Origin of the sequence: Streptomyces sp. XY431 (genome assembly GCF_001279805.1) — a bacterium.
Lineage (GTDB): Bacteria > Actinomycetota > Actinomycetes > Streptomycetales > Streptomycetaceae > Kitasatospora > Kitasatospora purpeofusca.
The window spans coordinates 77,209-93,657 of sequence record NZ_LGDO01000025.1; the positions used below are offsets into that span (position 1 = coordinate 77,209).

Genomic DNA, 16,449 nt, shown 5'->3' on the forward strand with positions numbered 1-16,449 from the left:
TCCGTCCCGTCAACAGGAAGGCAGCACATGACGAACTCCCGTACCGCGCCACGAGACCGGCTGCGCCCGGCCGTCGCCGTGTCGGTGGCCGCGCTGACCGCGCTCGGACTGGCCGCCCTGCCCGTGGGCGGCGCCCACGCCCAGGAGAAGCGCCTCAAGTCCTGGGGCAACAACCGGGCCGGCCAGCTCGGTGACGGCACCTGGACCGACTTCCGCACCACCGCCACCACCGTGCTCGGGCTGACCAGCGCCGAGGTGGTCAAGATCGCCGCCGGTGGCGCGGGCCCCACCAGCGGCCACGGACTGGCCCTGCTGACGGACCGGACGGTGCAGTCCTGGGGCTCCAACGGCTCCGGCCAGCTCGGCGACGGCTCGGTGTTCAGCCACAACGCCCCCGGCCAGGTGGTGAACCTCTCCAACGCCACCGACATCGCCGCCGGCGGCACCCACAGTCTCGCCCTGCTCGCCGACCAGACCGTGGTGTCGTGGGGGAAGAACAACTACGGCCAGCTGGGCAACGGCACCAACCTGGACAGCAGCGTCCCGGTGCGGGTCGAGGGCCTGAACAAGGTGATCGCGATCGCCGCCGGCCTCAGCCACAGCCTGGCCCTGCGCGAGGACGGCACCGTCTGGGCCTGGGGCTACAACATCAACGGCCAGCTCGGCGACGGTACTTCGGCCAGCCGGAACGTGGCCTCACGGGTCGCGAACCTGACCGGGGTCAGCCGGATCGCCGCAGGCTGCAACCACAACCTCGCCCTGGTCGGCGCGCCGGGCGGCGGCACCGCTCCCGCCGGTCCCACCAGCGGCAACGCGGTGAAGGCCTGGGGCTACAACGCCACCGGCCAGCTCGGCGACAACAGCACCATCAGCCGCTACACCCCGGTCGACACCCAGGGCATCTGGCTCGGCGGGGTGTCGCAGATCGCGGCCGGCTGCAACCACAGCCTGGCCGTCACCGACAGCGACAACAAGCTCAAGGCGTGGGGCCAGAACACCTCCGGCCAGATCGGCGACGGCACCACCGACTACCGGATCACCCCCGTCCCCGTCCCGGGGATCACGGGCACCCGGTCGGTGGCCGGCGGCCGCGAGCACACCGTCGCCCTGCTCGGTGACAACACCGTGCGCTCCTGGGGCAACAACGGCTCCGGCCAGCTGGGCAACGGCACCACCACCGACAGCAGCACCCCGGTCACCAGCCTCACCGCGCTGACCGGCGTCGACAAGATCGCCGCACCCGTCGGCGGCGACTTCAGCCTCGCCAACTGAGGCCCGGTCGCGGGGCGGTGGACCCTCCGAGAAGTCCACCGCCCCGCGACCGGCCGGTCAGGCCGCGGCCCTCGCGTAGGTGAGGAAGGCAGCGCCGCCGGGCAGCACCGTGTGGTCGGTGAGGGTGAAGGTGTGCGGGCTCACCCCGTCCTTGCCCGCGAACACCGGTATGCCCGCCCCGACGGTGACCGGGTTGACCTTGAGGATCAGCTCGTCGATCTCCGGGTAGAGGGCGCCTGCCAGCTCCGCGCCTCCCACCAGCCAGATCCCGCCGCCGGCCTCGGCCTTGAGCTCCCGGACCCGGGCCACCGGGTCGGTGGACACCAGCTCGACGGCCGGGGCCGGGGCCTCGGTGAGGGTGCGGGAGAAGACCAGGTGCCGCAGGTGCGGATAGGCGTCGGCGAAACCGGCGTCCAGGCCCACCTGGTAGGAGCGGCGCCCCTCCAGCACGGTGTCGAAGCGGGTGCCCGTCGCCGTGATGCCCAGGGCGTCGCGGGCCGGGCCCGGCAGCGTCTCCGGGTAGTGGGTGACCAGGTGCTCCAGATAGTCCGGGGTGACGGTGAAGAACCCGTCCGGCCCGGTCGGGTCGCCCCCGTCGGGACCGGCGATGAACCCGTCCAGGGTCGTGGCCACGAAGTACGTCAGCTTGCGCAAGTGATCAGCCCTCAAGAATGTAGTGGTGCAGCTTGTCGTCGGAGGACGTCCGACGCAGCCCGGCCTTCTCCAGCACCCGCTGCGAGGCCGCGTTGTCATGGGTCGTGTCGGCCAGCGCCCGCCGGACGCCGCCCTCGGCGAACCCCCGGCGCAGCAGCGCCACCAGCGCCTCGGTGGCGTAGCCCAGGCCCTCGGCCTCGGGCGCGACGCCGTACCCCAGCCCGACCGCCCCTTCCGCGTCCGGCGGGCCGAAGAACCCGATCCCGCCGATCACCGCACCGGTGTCGAGCAGCTCGATCAGCTGAGGCTCGAACAGCGGCTCGGTGCGCGGCGCCGCGAGGAACATCCGCGCCACGGCCCGGTCGTCCTCGCGGGGGAAGCCGGGGCTCCAGCCGCTCCCCGGCCGGTCGGCGGCGGCCACCCGCTCGGCCTCCTCGGGGGTGTACGGGCGCAGCCGGAGCCGGTCCGTTTCAATACTGAAGGTCATGTTTGATCCGATTTCAAGTGCCTGTCGCCCGCGGTACCGGTCGAACACGTACGACGGTAGACGGGACAAGGCTGTCCGTAAATCGGTCACCACGACCCAATGCGATGTCGGTTCCGTATGCCGACCTGGGCGGATGCCCTGGGCGGACGGCCGGGACGGTCAGGGCCGCCCGTGCTGGAAGCGGGCGTTCAGGGCCTCGGGTTCCAGGATGGGCGCCGGGTAGTCGGCGCCGAACAGCCAGGGCCGGTGGACGGAGGGGCCCGGCAGGTGGGCGAGTTCGGGGACCCAGCGGCGCACATAGGCGCCGTCGGGGTCGTAGCGGTCGGCCTGCCGCAGCGGGTTGAGGATCCGGTTCGGCCGGGTGTCGGTGCCGGTGCCGGCGACCCACTGCCAGTTCAGCTGGTTGTTGGCCACGTCGCCGTCGACCAGCAGGGAGAGGAAGTGGGCGGCGCCGACCCGCCAGTCCAGGTACAGGTTCTTGGCCAGGAAGCTCGCGGTCAGCAGCCGGGCGCGGTTGTGCATCCAGCCCTCGTGGGCGAGCTGGCGCATCCCGGCGTCGACGATCGGGTAGCCGGTGCGGCCCTGCCGCCACGCCTCGGCCTCGGCCTCGTCGTGGTGCCAGCGGTCGTCCCGGTCGCGGTAGTCGCGGTGCGCGGCGTCCGGGCGGGCGGCGAGGACCTGGTGGTGGAAGTCCCGCCAGACCAACTGCCGGACGAACGCCTGCGCGCCGGGGCCGTCGTGCCGCAGGGCGCGGGTGACGAGTTCGGTGGGGGAGAGGCAGCCGAAGTGCAGATAGGGGGAGAGCCGGGAGGTGTCGTCCGCCGCCAGGTCGTCGTGGATGTCGGCGTAGGCGTCGATGTCCCAGCGGCGCCAGCGGGCCCGGGCCGCGCTCTCCCCGCCGGGCGGCAGACCGGGGGAGGTCGCGCCGCCGACCAGCAGGGTGTCGCTGCGGAGGCCGTCCGGGGTGGGGAGCGTCCTGGGGGCGGCGAGGACGGTGCGGCGGGGGGCCTGCTGCCAGGCGCGGTGGTAGGGGGTGAAGACCGCGTAGTGGTCGCGTCCGGCCGGGGTGACCCGGCCCGGCGGGAGCACGGTCACGGAGGCGTCGTGGACGTGCAGGCGGTCGCCGAGGAGCTTGCGCAGGCGCTCCTCGCGGCGCTGGGCGAAGGCGGTCACCCCGGCGGCGACGTGCACGGTGGCGGCGCCGGTCTCGGCGGCGACCCGCGCCGTCTGCTCGGCGGCCTCGCCCCGGCGCACGGTCAGCCGGGACCCGATCCCGCGCAGCGAGGCGTCCAGATCGGCGAGGCAGTCGGCCAGGAAGGCCTGCCGGTTGGGCGCGGCGAAGCCGGCGGCCTCGACGGCGGGGTCGGAGACGAACAGGGGGACGACCTGCTCGGCCGAGGTGCGCGCGGCGTGCAGCACGGGGTTGTCGTGCAGGCGCAGGTCCTGGGTGAACAGGGCGATCGATACGGTCACGGGTGGGGCCTCGCAGGTGGTGCGATCGGGGGTTTCGGGCTTCCGGAGTCGGGCTTCCCGAACCGGGCTTCCGGAGTCGGGCTCTCGGCTCGGGCTCTCGGCTCGGGCTTTCGGTTTCGGCCGCTCCGAGCGGGCGTCAGGCCGTGATCGCCTCCTCCAGGAGGTCGACGGCGCCGGCGAGGGTACGGGGTGTCGCGGCCTCGCCCGGGGCCCCGGTCCGGCCCCAGCCCGGACCGGCCGCGACCACCGTCGCCCGGCCCCGGGAGCCTCGCGGGCCCCACGCCCCGGCGCTCACCCGGCGCACCAGCCCTCGGTCGGCGGTCTGCCGGTCCTGGGACCAGATCATCACGGCGCCCGGCCCGAGCCGGTGGACGGCGTCGAGCAGCGCGCGGGGCGGGACGGCCGCGCCCAGCATCCGGAACGGGAGGGCGCGTTCGGTCAGCGCCGCCGCCGTGGCCTCCAGCGGCAGGGTGTGCTGCTCGCCCGGCGTCGCCGCCAGCAGCACCGGCCGCACCGGCCGGACCCGGACGGCCGCCACCGCCACACCGCGCAGCACGCTGGAGACGTGCCAGGACAGCAGGTGCTCGACCTCGACGTAGTGCTCGCCGTCGACCGCCCACTTGCGCCCCACGGCCTGAAGGGCGGGCATCATCACCTCGGTCCAGGCGTCGACCACGCCGTGCCGCTCGACGGCTTCGCGCAGGATCCCGGTGACCTCCGGCGCGTCCAGCCGCACCGCGGCCCGGGCCAGGCCGCGGCATTCGGGGCTCACCGCCCCGACCCGCAGCGTCCGGCCGCCGCCGGGAGCGCGGCTGCCCGCGGCGTCCTCGGGGCCGGTGCCGTCGACCGGACCGGTGCCGTCGGCAGGACCGGTGCCGTCGGCAGGACCGGTGCCGTCGGCAGGACCGGTGCCGTCGGCTGTGCGCCGGGCCAGTGCGGTGCGGGCGGCCTCGCCCGGTGGCACGCCCCTGGCCGTCAGCCGGCACATCGCCTCCAGCACGGCGATGTCCTGCGGGCTCCAGCGGCGGTGGTGCCCGGCGCGGCGTTCGGCGGGGCCGATGCCGTAGCGGCGCTCCCAGGAACGGACCGTCGTCGGCGACACCCCCAGAAGCCGGGCGACCCCTCCGGTGGGCAGGCCCGGCCCGTCGGCGGTCCGGGCCTCCTCGGGCACGGCCCGCGGCGTCACCGCGGGACGCCCGGGGCGGGCGGTGGGTCGAGAGCCATGGTGTCCTCCCGCGGAGCGGACGGTCCGGGCGCCGGGGCACCCGACGCCGTGCTTGAGGCCGGTCGGCGATTCTACGATCGCGGCCGCCCTGCCCGGTGCCGCCGTCGTCGCCGTCACCCTCGTGGCGCCGGGATCGGTGTCGGGTCCGGTGGCGGTGTCGGGGTCGGCGGCGGGGTCGGCGCCGGTGGCGGTGACGGGGGCAGGGGCGGTGACGAGGCCCGCGTTCGTGGAGTCACCCGTCCACCGTGCAGCGATCCGGCCCGTCCGGCCCAGTCGCGTCGCTTGTGCAGCGTTTCCGCATCGAGTCGAACGGCGCCCCGGGAACGCGGACGCCCGGACGGCGCGGGACGTCAGAGCCGGGCCCTCAGCACATCGATCTCGCAGCCCGGCGCGGACGGGTCGAAGCCGTGCTCGGCCAGCCAGCGGACCGCCAGCAGGCTCCGCACCACCCACCACGCGCGGATCACGTCGAGGTCGGGGCCGGGCCCGGCGCCGTACCCGGCCAGCACGTCACCGAGGCGCTCCCGGTGTCCGAGCGTCAGGACCGCCAGGTCGAACAGCGCGTCACCGCGGGCCGCCTCCGACCAGTCGATGATGCCGGTCACCTCCTCGCCGTCGAGGAACACATGGCTGGGCTGGAGGTCGCCGTGGACGAACACCGGGGTCCACGGGCGGAGCGCGGCCTCGGCGATCCGGCGGTTGCGGGCGACCAGGTCACGGGGCAGGACGTCGTTGGCCACCAGCCACGCGCACTCGACGTCGAGGGCCGCCGCCAGTTCGTCGGCGCTCCGGCCGGGCCAGGGCGGCAGCGGCGCGTCGTGCAGGGTCCGGACCGCCGCACCCGCCGCCGCCCACGCCGCCGGGGAGGCGGGCGACGGCCGGCCGTAGCAGCCGAGTGCCCGCCCCGGGAGGGCGGCGATCGCGAGCACGGGCGGTCGGTGCCAGAGCACCTCGGGGGTCGGGACGGGCGCCAGAGCCATCACCCGGGCCTCGGCCTCGGCGCGCGCCCGGTCGGCGTCCACCTTCAGGAACACGTCGCCGACGCGCAGGGTCGCCCGCTCGGAATGGGCGACGACGATTTCGACCTCGTCCACGGTGGCCTCGTCCATGGCGGTCAGTATCCCGGGGCCGAGGCCGGGCCGCCGGGAATTTTTCCCGGGCCTCGGCAGCGCCGGGGTGCCGGACCTCAGTCGAGGTCGACGGTGAGCACGTCGTCCTCCCGGGAGAGGTGCTCGATCGTCACGGCCCCGGTGGCGGCCTTGTAGGCGCCGGTTCCCCCGGTGACCGCGAACAGGTGGGACCAGCGGCGGGGCGCGACGAGGACCTCGGTCAGGGCGGGCAGCGGCCGCTGGAAGGCGGTCGAGGCGGTGATCATGCCGTCGGCGAGGAGCAGGACCAGGGACGCGAGCACGAACGCCCCGTCCGGTCCCACGGTCACCGGGGTGCACTCCGCGCTCTCGGTGCCGACCGGGTTGCCGTCCGCGTCCCGCAGCTCGTAGTGGACGAAGTAGGACGTGCCGGGCACGAGCACGTCCGGGATGTCGGCGGCGGTCCGCTTCCCCGTCAGGACGAGCTGCCGCGCTGCCGGCCGGCCGCCCTCGGACCGGGAGCCCGCCGCCCGGGAGCCTGCCGCCCGGGAGCCCTCCGCCCGGGCGGCTCCGCCCAGCCCGCCGGTGATCCCCGCTCCGGCCGCCGCCAGTGAGGTGAGTCGAAGCGCGTTCCTGCGGTCGATGGTCATACCGGACTCCTTGGTGCTCGTCGTTCGGTGGGCACGGGGTGTGCCACCGGTTGACGGATCACCGGGCGGAGCGGTCGGTCACCGCTCCGGGGCCCGCATTCGCCGGAACGGCCGATCCGGGGCCGCCGTCAGTCGACGCGCAGGGTCAGCGCGACGGTGTGCAGCTGCCCCGAGGTCCGGAACTGGAGGAAGACCCGCCAGTTGCCCGGCTCGGGGAACAGGGCCTGGAAGGTCAGCTCGGGCCCGCCGCGGTCGCCGTCCACCGTGCCCGCCGGATGGAGGTGGGCCATGGCGAGATCGCCCTCGTGGAAGGCGCTGAGGTGGGCGTAGGCGTCCAGATAGGGCTGGAGGTCGCCGACCGGGCGGCCGTCCCGGCTGACGACGGCGGTCAGCCGGTGCGCCCCGGCCGTCGGCCGCGCGGTCAGGGTGACGGTGTAGCCGTCGGCGGTGGCGGTGTCGCCCGGGGCGGGCAGCGGCACCGGGGCGGCCTCGCTGGGCACCGTCACGGTCCGGCTGAGGACCAGTTCGGCGGCGTGCGGGCCGGTGTTCGGGACGAAGTCGGCGTACAGCCGCCAGGTGCCCGGGGCGAGAGCGGCGAGAGCGGCGGTCCAGGTGCCGTCCTCGGCCAGGTCCGGGTGGAGGTGCTGGAAGCCGGTGAGGTCGCTGCGGATGGCGTAGAAGTGCAGCTTCTTGGTCTGGTGGACGGCGAAGTCGGTGACGGGGGAGCCGTCCGGACCGGCGATCGTGAACCGGAGGTCCGTGGCCCGCCCGGCTGTCGGCCCGGGGTCCGCGAGGTCCAGCCGGTAGCCGTTCCGTTCGGCGGCGAGTCCTGCGGCGGCGAGGTCCGGGGAGTCGCCCGCCGGATGCTCCGTGCCCGGCATCCCCGCCATCCCGGGCATCCCCGCCATGTCGGCCGAGCCGGGTGCCCCTGCGGTGGCTGCCGAGGGCGCCGGCGGGACGGTCAGCGCCATCCCGAGCACGAGCAGCACCGGTACGCAGGACGCGAGCAGCCAGCGGCGGGCGAGCGGATGCGCGAGCGGTCCGGCGAAGGACGGGCGGTCGGTGGGCGGAGCGGTCATCGGCGGTTCTCTCCCGGGGCGGGCGCGGTTCGGCGGGCGCCGGGGCCGCAGCCAGCGGGACCCGGCCCGGCACCCGATCAGGAGACCGCCGCCGGCCCGCGCGATAACCGAAATCTCCGCGCCCGTGCCGTCCGCCCCGGCCGCGCCCCGTCCGCCCGGGGCCCGCCCGCCCGGGCCGAGGGCGTCCCCGGGTCCTCCACCGCCGACCGGTCGCGCGCTACTCGCCCCAGGGGCAGGACGCGGCGTCGCGTTCCAGGGCGGTCACACCGTCGGCGCGACGCTCGCGGAGCAGCTCGCCGCCGAGCGAGTAGCGGGGGGCGGCGGCCTCGGACCGGGCGGCGCGTTCCACGATCGCGTCGACGAGGGCGCGGACCATGTCCAGGCGGGGGTGGGCGGCGTGGATCCGCGGCGCCCAGTCGGCGACGAGGTCCGCCTTGCGCCCGAAGTCGGCGCCGACGCCCTCGCGGGTGAGGGCGCAGAGCAGACCGCGGCGCTCGGCGATGCCGGGCGAGGTGTGCAGGGCGATCGCCTCCCACACCCGGTCGACGTCCGCCTCGGGGACGTGGTGGCGACGCAGCAGTTCGGCCGCCAGGTCGGCGCCCTCCACCTCGAACCGGGCCTCGCCCTTGGCGAGTTCGCCCGCGCCCAGGTCGTGCAGGACGGTGGCGGCGAACAGCAGGTCGCGGTCGTAGGCGGCGTCGTCCAGGCAGCCCTGGTGGGCGGCGAGGAGTTCGGCGAACAGGAAGCTGCGCACGCTGTGGTTGACCAGCGAGGGGCTCTCTGAGGTCCGCGCGGCGGCGAGGACGGCCTCGGCCAGCGGGCCGGTCGGCAGGTCGAGCGAGAAGGAGTCCATGTCCGCAGGCTACGGAGCCGGTGCCGGACCGCGACAGTGGCACGCAGGCCGGTCAGCGCTAGGATCGTGCCATGATCGAAGCGTCGCCCGAACCCCACCGGATCGCGGTGCTGGCCCTGCCCGGGGTCCTCCTGCTCGACCTCGGCATTCCGGTGCAGACCTTCGGGCCCGACCCGCACTACCGCGTCACCGTCTGCAGCGATCCGTCGGCCGGACCGGTCGTCGCCGACGGGGTCGGCCTCGCCACCTCGGCCGGGCTGGAGGCGCTGCGGGACGCCGACACCGTCGTCGTCCCGGGCTACGAGGACCCGGAGGCGCCGCTTCCCGGCACGGCGCTGGCGGCGCTCCGCTCGGCGCACGCGCGCGGGGCGCGGCTGGTGTCGATCTGCACCGGAGCGTTCACCCTGGCGGCCACCGGGCTGCTGGACGGCCGCCCCGCGACCACCCATTGGCGCGATGCCGCGGCGCTGCAGCGCCGGTACCCGCGGGTCGACGTCCGGCCGAACCTGCTCTTCGTCGACGACGGCGACATCCTCACCTCCGCCGGGGTGACCGCCGGGGTGGACCTCTGTCTGCACATCATCCGGCGGGACCACGGTGCCGCCGCCGCCAACGCCCGCGCCCGGGCACTCGTCGCCCCGCCCCAACGCCCCGGCGGCCAGGCCCAGTTCTTCGAACGCCTCCGGCCGGACGCGCGCGGGGACGAGCTCGCGGCGGTGCGCGCCTGGATGCTCGACAACCTCGCGCACCGGCAGAGCGTCGACGAACTCGCCCGGCGCGCGCACATGTCCCGCCGGACGTTCATCCGCCGCTTCCAGCAGGAGACGGACAGCTCCCCGATGGCCTGGCTGACCGCCGCCCGCCTCGACTGGGCCCGCGAACTCCTGGAGACGGGCCCGACCCCGGTCGAACAGGTCGCCCGCCTCAGCGGCCTGGGCAGTCCCGCCGCCTTCCGCGCGACCTTCCACCGCCACGTCGGCACCTCCCCGGCGGAGTACCGGGCCACCTTCCGGGCGTAGCGCCCGGCGGGCGGGCGGGCGGGCAGGCAGGCGGAAGCGGCCGGGACGCATTCCGGATTCCGAAAGCCGGAAATCGGCGTAATTCCCTCGACGGACCAGGTCGGTGCCTTCCGGTTGTGCCCGGGGGACGGCTTTTCCTGTTGGCGGCGTTGTGTCCGGAGTTGTCCGCGCGTCGCTCTTTGCCGAGACTTTCCGTATGCGGGTCTGGACCATGCGTAACGCCGGTGGAAGTATGGGCCGCGCCAACGGGCGGCAGGGGCTGCCCCGACGACTTTCCAGGGGGAAATCATGCGAGTCGGTACCCGTGTGCGCGCGGCCTCGGCGGCGGCCGTGGTGGTCGTGGCAGGTCTCTCGTCCGTCATGGTCGGAGCCGGTTCCGCCCAGGCCTCGGCGGCGAGTTGTCCCACCGGCGGCCAGGTGCTCGGGCCCATCCAGAACATTCTGGTGGGCACGCAGACGATCGGTAAGTTCTACCTCGGCTGGAACTGCAACGGTGCCTACACCGAGGTCAATCTGTGGAACACCAACTACGTCAACAACTGGAGTTTCGGCCAGGTCGACGTGAAGTCCAGCTCGGACTACAAGGCGAACAACAACCGGCCGATTCTGAATGCCGGAACCTATTGGTTCGACGCCGGTTTCATCCCGGTGACCGGTGTTTCCAATACCCGCCTCTACAAGGGCAACTGGAACTTCACCGCCAACGGCCACTCGTGCTCCGGCGAAACGCCGACCTGGAACTTCTCCAACGGCAGCTACACCGGGCCGAGCACCCTCCCGCACTGCAGCTGACACCCGAGGACCGACCGGACGGCCCCGATTCCCAGGATCGGGGCTGTCCGTCCGCGCTTTCGGTGGGCGGCCTGGCAAGTCTGTGAGCGTCAGGGTGTCAGGGCGTTAGGGCGTCAGAGCGTCAGGGCGTGAGGTCGGCTCAGCGGCGGGGCGGCAGCCGGTGGAGCCGCACCTCGGTGAGCCGCCCGTCGTCCAGCCGGGCGGTGAGGTAGGTGGCGAAGGGCTGGCTGCGCCGGTCGGTCGGCGAGCCCGGGTTGAGCAGCCGCAGGCCGCCCGGCGCGAGGCTGTCCCAGGGGATGTGGCTGTGCCCGAAGACCAGCACATCGGTGTCGGGGAACCGGGCCTCGCAGCGCTGTTCCCGGTCCCGGGCCGGTCCGGTCTCGTGCACCACCGCGAAGCGGACGCCCTGGAGCCGCACCCGGGCGATCTCGGGCAGCTGCTCCCGCAGCGCCGCCCCGTCGTTGTTCCCGTGCACGGCGACCAGCCGCTCGGACCGGGACCGGAACAGGTCGAGGGTGGCGGTGTCGACCCAGTCGCCGGCGTGGAACACGACGTCGGCCTCGTCGAGGGCGTCGAGCAGCGGCGCGGGCAGGGCCCGGGCCCGGGTCGGGAGGTGGGTGTCGGAGGTCAGCAGCAGTCGCATCACGGTGAGAACGACCGGCCCGCCCCGGGGCTCCGGGGCTGACCCGGGAACCACCCGGTCGGCGTCCCGCGCCCGGACGGCCGACCCTGCTCACCCGACCCGATTCCCTTGCCCTCGGCGCCGATCGGGGTGATCCTTCGCCAATGGAGATGCCGCCGCGGGTGATCGAGCTGGACGACCTGACCCTTCGCCGTTTCGATCCCGAGGGGGACCGCGCGGAGCTGTTCGAGGTCATCGACACGGCCCGGGGACACCTCCGACCGTGGATGACGTGGGTCGACGAGCACACCCCGGAGCGGACCGCCGAATTCCTGGCGCGGCGCCAGGAGGCCTGGGAGGCGGGCCGGGACTACACCTTCGCGGTGGTGCTCGGAGGGGCGATAGTCGGCGCCTGCCAGCTGTTCCGGCGGGAGGGCGGTCCGGGCGGGGTCATGGAGATCGGCTACTGGCTCCATCCGGCGGCCACCGGGCGCGGTGTGGCCACCCGGGCCGCGGGTGCCCTGGTCGCCGAGGCCTTCCGGTTCCCGGGCGTGGACCACGTCGAGATCTCCCACGACCCGGCCAATCACGCGAGCGGCGCCGTCGCGGCCCGGCTGGGCTTCGCCGAGGACCGCCGCCGCCCGGCCGGGACCGGCGAGGAGCTGGTCTGGCGGCTGGGCCGCCAGGAGGGTGTGGTCGAGCAGGGCGTGGTCGAGGAGAGTGTGGTCAAGCAGGGTGTGGTCAAGAACAGGAAATCTTTCGGTTCTCACCCGCCGAAGTGACGTCGTCTCACCGGCGGGTGCTGAAGATCTTCCGGTGGGTGGGGTGTCAGACGGCGGAGCTGCTCGCCGGGTGGCGCTCGGCCCCGGCCCCCTCCTCGTTGGTCCGGCACACGCTGCAGGTGTGCCAGCCCGGCCGGTCCAGGCCGGACCGGTGCGGGGCGAGGGTCATCTCGGAGGTGTCCAGCCCGCACAGGGTGCGGGGGCCGCAGACGCCGGAGGCCTCCGCGGGGGCGGCGTGCGCCCGGCGCACCGGGCTCTCGGGATCGGTCGGGTTACGGCCGGGTCCCAGGACCCGGACATTGGTCGGTGTGTCAGATTCCAGTACGACAACGGTGTCCATTCCCCCACCGTTCCCGTCGGGCCGTCGGGCTGCACCCGCACGTGGCATCCGGACCAACCGGCCGGACGGCGGCCGCCGGACCCCCGGCGCCGGGGCGGGTGCCCGCGCCCCGGCGCCGGTACTACGCTGGCGGGGCCGTCCAGTGGGGAGTGCCCGGGAACATGTTTGTGAAGATCTGCGGTCTGAGCACCGCTGTGGATGTGGCCGCGGCCGTCGCGGCCGGTGCCGACGCGCTGGGCTTCGTGCTGACCGAGAGCCCGCGCCGGGTGGAGCCCGGGCTGGTGCGGGAGTTGGTGGCGGCGGTGCCCGAGGAGGTGCTGACGGTGGCCGTGTTCCGGGAGGAGCCGGCCGCGTACGTGCGCGCGGCGGTGCGCGCGGCCGGGGTCCGGGCGGTGCAGTTGCACGGCAACCACCCGGCGGGCGCCTTCGCGGAGCTGTCCGACCTGGGGCTGCCGCTGATCCGGGCGACCTCGGCGGCGAAGGCGGCCGGCGCGGACTGCGGGGACTTCGGCGAGGACCTGCTGCTGCTCGACGCACCGGTGCCGGGCGCCGGGGAGCCGTGGGACTGGGCCGAACTGGGCGCCCGCCCGCCGGCCGGGAAGTGGCTGCTGGCGGGCGGTCTCAGCCCGGCGAACGTCCGCGAGGCCGTCGCGGCCGCGAACCCGTGGGGCGTGGACGTCTCCAGCGGGGTCGAGGTCCGGCGCGGGGTCAAGGACCCCGACCTGATCACCGAGTTCGTCCACGCCGCCAAGGCCCGCTGAACCCCCGTCGGCCCGCCCGGGCGCGGGGCGGAGCGGCGGGACCGCCGCTCCGCCCCTGGCAGCACCGTCACCCGGACTTCTCCGGCTCCCCCTTCTCGGCTTCTCCGGACTCCTCGGGCGGCCGGGTCCGCTGGGTCGGCAGGCCGGTGCGTTCGTTCTGCAGGTCCCACAGCTCCCTGAACCGCCCGGCCCCGTCGGCGACCAGTTCGGCGAAGGTCCCCTCCTGGAGGACCCGGCCGTTCTCCAGGACCACGATCCGGTCCGCGACGGCCACGTTGGTGAGGCGGTGGGTGACCAGGACGACCGCGCGCTCCCGGGCGACCGCCCGCAGGTTCTGGAAGATCCGGTGCTCGGCGCGCGGGTCGAGCGCGGCGGTCGGCTCGTCCAGGACGAGCAGCCCGGCCTCGCGGTGGAAGGCCCGGGCGATGGCCAGGCGCTGCCACTGCCCGCCGGACAGTTCCTCGCCGCCCAGCCACTCCACCGCCAGCAGGGTGGACAGGCCCCGGCGGAGCTTGGCGACGACGTCCGAGGCCCCGGAGGCGTCGGCGGCGCGCAGCACCGCCGCATCGCCCTCGGGTGTGGGCTGGCCCAGCGTGATGTTCTCGCGGCAGGTCAGGGGCCAGCGCGCGTAGTCCTGCGGGACCACGGCGACCTGGCGCCACAGGGCGTGCGGGTCGAGCTCGCGGGTGTCGCGCCCGTCCCAGCGCACCGCTCCGGCGTCCGGGAGGTAGAGGCCGGCCAGGAGCTTGGAGAGGGTGGTCTTGCCGGAGCCGTTCTCGCCGACCAGGGCGAGGATCTCCCCGCGCTCGACGTGCAGGCTCACCCCGTCCAGCGCCTTGCGGTCGGCGGCGGGGTAGCCGTAGCTGAGGTCCTCCACCGCGATCCGCTCCGGTGCCCCGGGCGTTCCGGCGCCGCGCTCGGGCCGGTGGCCGCCGGCGGTGTCGAGGAAGTTCGACCAGTCGTCCAGGTACATGCCGGTGCGGAACAGGTCGGCGCCGTAGCCGACGATGCCGCGCAGGCTGGTGCCGACGGCGGCCAGCGCGAACACCGCGGCGCCGCCGCGCGGCAGGCTCATCCGGCCGGTGCTGACCAGCCACAGCATCGCCGCCCAGACCAGGGCCGTCCCGAGCCCGGAGGCGGCGGCGCCGACCACCGACACCCGGGCGCTGCGCCGTGCCGCCTGCCGCGAGTTGGCGTCCAGCCGCCGTCCGACGTGGTCGTACTTGCTGAGCAGGAACTCGCCCATGGTGTCGGAGCGGACCTGGTCGGCGTTGCGCTTGAGGTGGATGTACCAGCGCAGGTTGGCCATGATCCGGCGGTCGCCGATCGCGGCCCGGTTGGCCAGGAACTGGACCCGGGCGGCGTGCACCGAGGCGATTCCCTGGGGCAGCGCCGCCAGTACCAGCAGGGGGAGCAGCGCGGGGTGGAGCACGGTCAGCACGCCGGCCGCGCCGAGCAGGGAGGCGAGGGAGGCGAGCAGGTTCTGCGCCTCGCCGACGATGTCCACGCAGACCTCGGCGCCCCGGTCGGCGGCCTCCAGCTCGTCGTTGTAGCCGGCGTGGTCGTAGGCGGTCAGCTCGGCCGCGACGGTGGCGCGCAGCACCGAGGCCTCCGCCTCCCGGGAGATGCGCGGCGAGAGGTGGATGGTGATGGACTGGATGGTGATGCCCAGCAGGGAGCGGGCGCCGGCCGCCGCCGCGATCACGAGGATCGACGGTGCGGCGTGGGCGAGTTTGGCGCCGACCTGGCCGGGGCCGAACAGGGCCGAGATCGTCCCGGTGGTCGCGAACAGGCCGGCCGCGCCGAGGACGGCGGACACCGCCTGGCAGGCGAGGAGCAGGGCGACCGAGGTGCGGTCGATGCGCCAGCCGAGGCGGAAGGCGCGGACGACGAGCGCGGGCAGCCGGCGGGCCATCGCGCTGACGCTGATCGCCTCGATCGCCTCGATGCGGCGCCCGTCGGCGAGCCACTGCAGTTCCTCGTCGGAGGTTCCGGTCGAGGTCGTCGTGGTGCTCAAGCGTTCGCCTCCTGCTGCGGTGCGCGGGCCGGCCGGGCCGACGGGACGGGCGGGGGCACGGGGACGGGTGGGAGGTGGATCGCCGGGGTGGGGTGACAGGCCACGGGGCCTCCAGTCGCGGAGCGGTGCGCGGACGGGCGGAAGTACCGGGCCCGGCCATGGCGAATCGGCGCAACTCGGCTTCCAGGAAACCGAGTTGGTGAATCCGTCGCGGTCGGGGTGGGGTCCGATGATGGTGCTGTTCGAGCGCGTCGTTCAAGCGGATTTCCCTCCGGGCGAGCCCGGGTCGAACAGGGACTTTTCGAGCACACCCCCGGTGGTCCGGGGCCGCCCCGCGCCGGGGGCGGACGGCGTGTCGGGCGGCGGCCGCGAGCCGGGGCGGCCCTCCTCGGATTCACTCGTTCGGATGGTCGGATGCCGGGGCGGTTTGCCGCCCCGTCGGGCTTGACGGTCCGTCGACTGCCTCCCTAATTGGTCCAGACCCTCGCAATTGGTCCAGACCTATTGACGTGCCCGGCCGCCCCTCCTACGATCCGGACCGGCACAGCCCCACATGTCCCCCACCTCACCCAGAGCCGGGCGTCACGCCCCCACGCGTCGGTCTTGTCCCTGGCGCTCGGCGGGAAGGGAGCACAGCATGTTCCGTCGAAGGTCGCGCACCCCGGATCCGCAGCCCCGGGCCACCCTGGAACGCGCCGCCCGGACGTACCGGACCGGCCGCGCCGCCCGGTCCGGACCGAGCGCGGTGAACCGCTCCCTCGCGCTGGTCAGCGCCGCCGCCGTGATCGGCGCCGGCCTCGTCGTGGCCGGCAATGTCACCGCCGGTGCGGCGGTCCCCAACCTGCTGGCCAACCCCGGCTTCGAGAACGGACTCTCCGACTGGACGTGTTCCGGCGGCTCCGGCGTCGCCGTCGGCAGTCCGGTGCACTCCGGCTCCTCCGCGCTCAAGGCCACGCCGGCCGGCTCGGACAGCGCCCAGTGCACCCAGACCGTCAGCGTGTTGCCCAACTCGCAGTACACGCTGAGCGCCTACGTCCAGGGCAGCTACATCTACCTGGGCGCCACCGGCACGGGCCTGAGCGGCGCCCAGTCCACCTGGACGCCGAGCAGCGCCTCCTACAGCCAGCTCAACGTCGGCTTCAGCACCGGCCCGAGCACCACCTCGGTGACGATCTTCCTGCACGGCTGGTACGGACAGCCCGCGTACTACGCGGACGACGTGGTGCTCAGCGGCCCCGGCGGCACCACCACACCGCCGACCACGCCTCCCACCACCCCGCCGACCACCCCGCCCACGACGCCGCCGACCACGCCTCCCACCACTCCGCCCACGAC

Annotated in this window: 17 protein-coding genes; 6 read left to right on the forward strand and 11 right to left on the reverse strand. The window is 74.6% G+C overall.

Annotated elements, in window-relative coordinates; genetic code table 11:
- The first annotated feature begins 27 nt into the window (after positions 1-27).
- Positions 28-1,272: an RCC1 domain-containing protein gene (locus ADK60_RS04640; RefSeq protein ID WP_079008046.1), complete on the forward strand. Its 1,245-nt coding sequence runs from the start codon at positions 28-30 to the stop codon at positions 1,270-1,272.
- A gap of 57 nt (positions 1,273-1,329) precedes the next feature.
- Here the strand turns inward: ADK60_RS04640 and ADK60_RS04645 are convergent, their stop codons facing one another.
- From ADK60_RS04645 to ADK60_RS04680, 8 genes are all read right to left on the reverse strand, one after another.
- A complete protein-coding gene (locus ADK60_RS04645; RefSeq protein WP_053643437.1) occupies positions 1,330-1,926 on the reverse strand; it encodes a dihydrofolate reductase family protein in 597 nt (198 codons plus the stop codon).
- Positions 1,927-1,930: 4 nt separating this feature from the next.
- On the reverse strand, positions 1,931-2,413 hold the full coding sequence (locus ADK60_RS04650; protein ID WP_053643439.1) for a GNAT family N-acetyltransferase: 483 nt from the start codon (positions 2,411-2,413) through the stop codon (positions 1,931-1,933).
- Positions 2,414-2,572: 159 nt separating this feature from the next.
- Positions 2,573-3,886, reverse strand: a complete 1,314-nt coding sequence (locus tag ADK60_RS04655; RefSeq protein WP_053643441.1) for a cryptochrome/photolyase family protein — start codon at positions 3,884-3,886, stop codon at positions 2,573-2,575.
- Positions 3,887-4,022: 136 nt separating this feature from the next.
- Positions 4,023-5,057 carry a MerR family transcriptional regulator gene (locus ADK60_RS04660; protein WP_053643443.1) on the reverse strand — a complete coding sequence of 345 codons (1,035 nt, stop codon included), beginning with the start codon at positions 5,055-5,057 and terminating at the stop codon, positions 4,023-4,025.
- 404 nt (positions 5,058-5,461) lie between these two features.
- Positions 5,462-6,205, reverse strand: a complete 744-nt coding sequence (locus tag ADK60_RS04665) for a phosphotransferase family protein (protein WP_053643473.1) — start codon at positions 6,203-6,205, stop codon at positions 5,462-5,464.
- Positions 6,206-6,297: 92 nt separating this feature from the next.
- Entirely contained in the window at positions 6,298-6,849 is a 552-nt protein-coding gene (locus ADK60_RS04670; RefSeq protein WP_053643445.1) for a hypothetical protein, read from the reverse strand.
- 128 nt (positions 6,850-6,977) lie between these two features.
- Positions 6,978-7,928, reverse strand: a complete 951-nt coding sequence (locus tag ADK60_RS04675) for a DUF8832 domain-containing protein (protein ID WP_234370942.1) — start codon at positions 7,926-7,928, stop codon at positions 6,978-6,980.
- A gap of 217 nt (positions 7,929-8,145) precedes the next feature.
- Entirely contained in the window at positions 8,146-8,781 is a 636-nt protein-coding gene (locus ADK60_RS04680) for an HD domain-containing protein (RefSeq protein WP_053643447.1), read from the reverse strand.
- A 71-nt stretch (positions 8,782-8,852) separates the two neighbouring features.
- Between ADK60_RS04680 and ADK60_RS04685 the strand changes: the two genes are divergently transcribed.
- Entirely contained in the window at positions 8,853-9,800 is a 948-nt protein-coding gene (locus tag ADK60_RS04685) for a GlxA family transcriptional regulator (protein ID WP_053643449.1), read from the forward strand.
- Between the two features lie 288 nt (positions 9,801-10,088).
- Complete coding sequence (locus ADK60_RS04690; protein ID WP_159400298.1) at positions 10,089-10,592, forward strand: hypothetical protein; 504 nt, start codon at positions 10,089-10,091, stop codon at positions 10,590-10,592.
- A gap of 139 nt (positions 10,593-10,731) precedes the next feature.
- Here the strand turns inward: ADK60_RS04690 and ADK60_RS04695 are convergent, their stop codons facing one another.
- Positions 10,732-11,235 (reverse strand): metallophosphoesterase family protein, encoded by a 504-nt coding sequence (locus ADK60_RS04695; RefSeq protein WP_045943677.1) that lies wholly within the window; start codon positions 11,233-11,235, stop codon positions 10,732-10,734.
- 143 nt (positions 11,236-11,378) lie between these two features.
- Here ADK60_RS04695 and ADK60_RS04700 point away from each other — a divergent pair, with 143 nt between their 5' ends.
- On the forward strand, positions 11,379-11,996 hold the full coding sequence (locus ADK60_RS04700; RefSeq protein WP_063783038.1) for a GNAT family N-acetyltransferase: 618 nt from the start codon (positions 11,379-11,381) through the stop codon (positions 11,994-11,996).
- A gap of 46 nt (positions 11,997-12,042) precedes the next feature.
- Here ADK60_RS04700 and ADK60_RS04705 read toward each other — a convergent pair whose 3' ends face one another.
- Positions 12,043-12,336: a hypothetical protein gene (locus ADK60_RS04705; RefSeq protein ID WP_159400299.1), complete on the reverse strand. Its 294-nt coding sequence runs from the start codon at positions 12,334-12,336 to the stop codon at positions 12,043-12,045.
- Between the two features lie 161 nt (positions 12,337-12,497).
- Between ADK60_RS04705 and ADK60_RS04710 the strand changes: the two genes are divergently transcribed.
- Entirely contained in the window at positions 12,498-13,097 is a 600-nt protein-coding gene (locus ADK60_RS04710; protein WP_079008048.1) for a phosphoribosylanthranilate isomerase, read from the forward strand.
- Positions 13,098-13,164: 67 nt separating this feature from the next.
- Here ADK60_RS04710 and ADK60_RS04715 read toward each other — a convergent pair whose 3' ends face one another.
- Entirely contained in the window at positions 13,165-15,114 is a 1,950-nt protein-coding gene (locus tag ADK60_RS04715; protein ID WP_063783039.1) for an ABC transporter ATP-binding protein, read from the reverse strand.
- A 637-nt stretch (positions 15,115-15,751) separates the two neighbouring features.
- Between ADK60_RS04715 and ADK60_RS04720 the strand changes: the two genes are divergently transcribed.
- Positions 15,752-16,449 (forward strand): carbohydrate binding domain-containing protein (locus ADK60_RS04720; protein WP_199839595.1); only part of this gene is annotated, 698 nt, incomplete at its 3' end.

Excerpts from the sequence above, each read along its gene's own strand:
- ADK60_RS04640 (WP_079008046.1), top strand. The coding sequence starts at position 28 with ATGACGAACTCCCGTACCGCGCCACGAGACCGGCTGCGCCCGGCCGTC.
- ADK60_RS04650 (WP_053643439.1), bottom strand. The coding sequence starts at position 2,413 with ATGACCTTCAGTATTGAAACGGACCGGCTCCGGCTGCGCCCGTACACC.
- ADK60_RS04670 (WP_053643445.1), bottom strand. The coding sequence starts at position 6,849 with ATGACCATCGACCGCAGGAACGCGCTTCGACTCACCTCACTGGCGGCG.
- ADK60_RS04675 (WP_234370942.1), bottom strand. The coding sequence starts at position 7,928 with ATGACCGCTCCGCCCACCGACCGCCCGTCCTTCGCCGGACCGCTCGCG.
- ADK60_RS04680 (WP_053643447.1), bottom strand. The coding sequence starts at position 8,781 with ATGGACTCCTTCTCGCTCGACCTGCCGACCGGCCCGCTGGCCGAGGCC.
- ADK60_RS04685 (WP_053643449.1), top strand. The coding sequence starts at position 8,853 with ATGATCGAAGCGTCGCCCGAACCCCACCGGATCGCGGTGCTGGCCCTG.
- ADK60_RS04690 (WP_159400298.1), top strand. The coding sequence starts at position 10,089 with ATGCGAGTCGGTACCCGTGTGCGCGCGGCCTCGGCGGCGGCCGTGGTG.
- ADK60_RS04695 (WP_045943677.1), bottom strand. The coding sequence starts at position 11,235 with ATGCGACTGCTGCTGACCTCCGACACCCACCTCCCGACCCGGGCCCGG.
- ADK60_RS04700 (WP_063783038.1), top strand. The coding sequence starts at position 11,379 with ATGGAGATGCCGCCGCGGGTGATCGAGCTGGACGACCTGACCCTTCGC.
- ADK60_RS04705 (WP_159400299.1), bottom strand. The coding sequence starts at position 12,336 with ATGGACACCGTTGTCGTACTGGAATCTGACACACCGACCAATGTCCGG.
- ADK60_RS04710 (WP_079008048.1), top strand. The coding sequence starts at position 12,498 with ATGTTTGTGAAGATCTGCGGTCTGAGCACCGCTGTGGATGTGGCCGCG.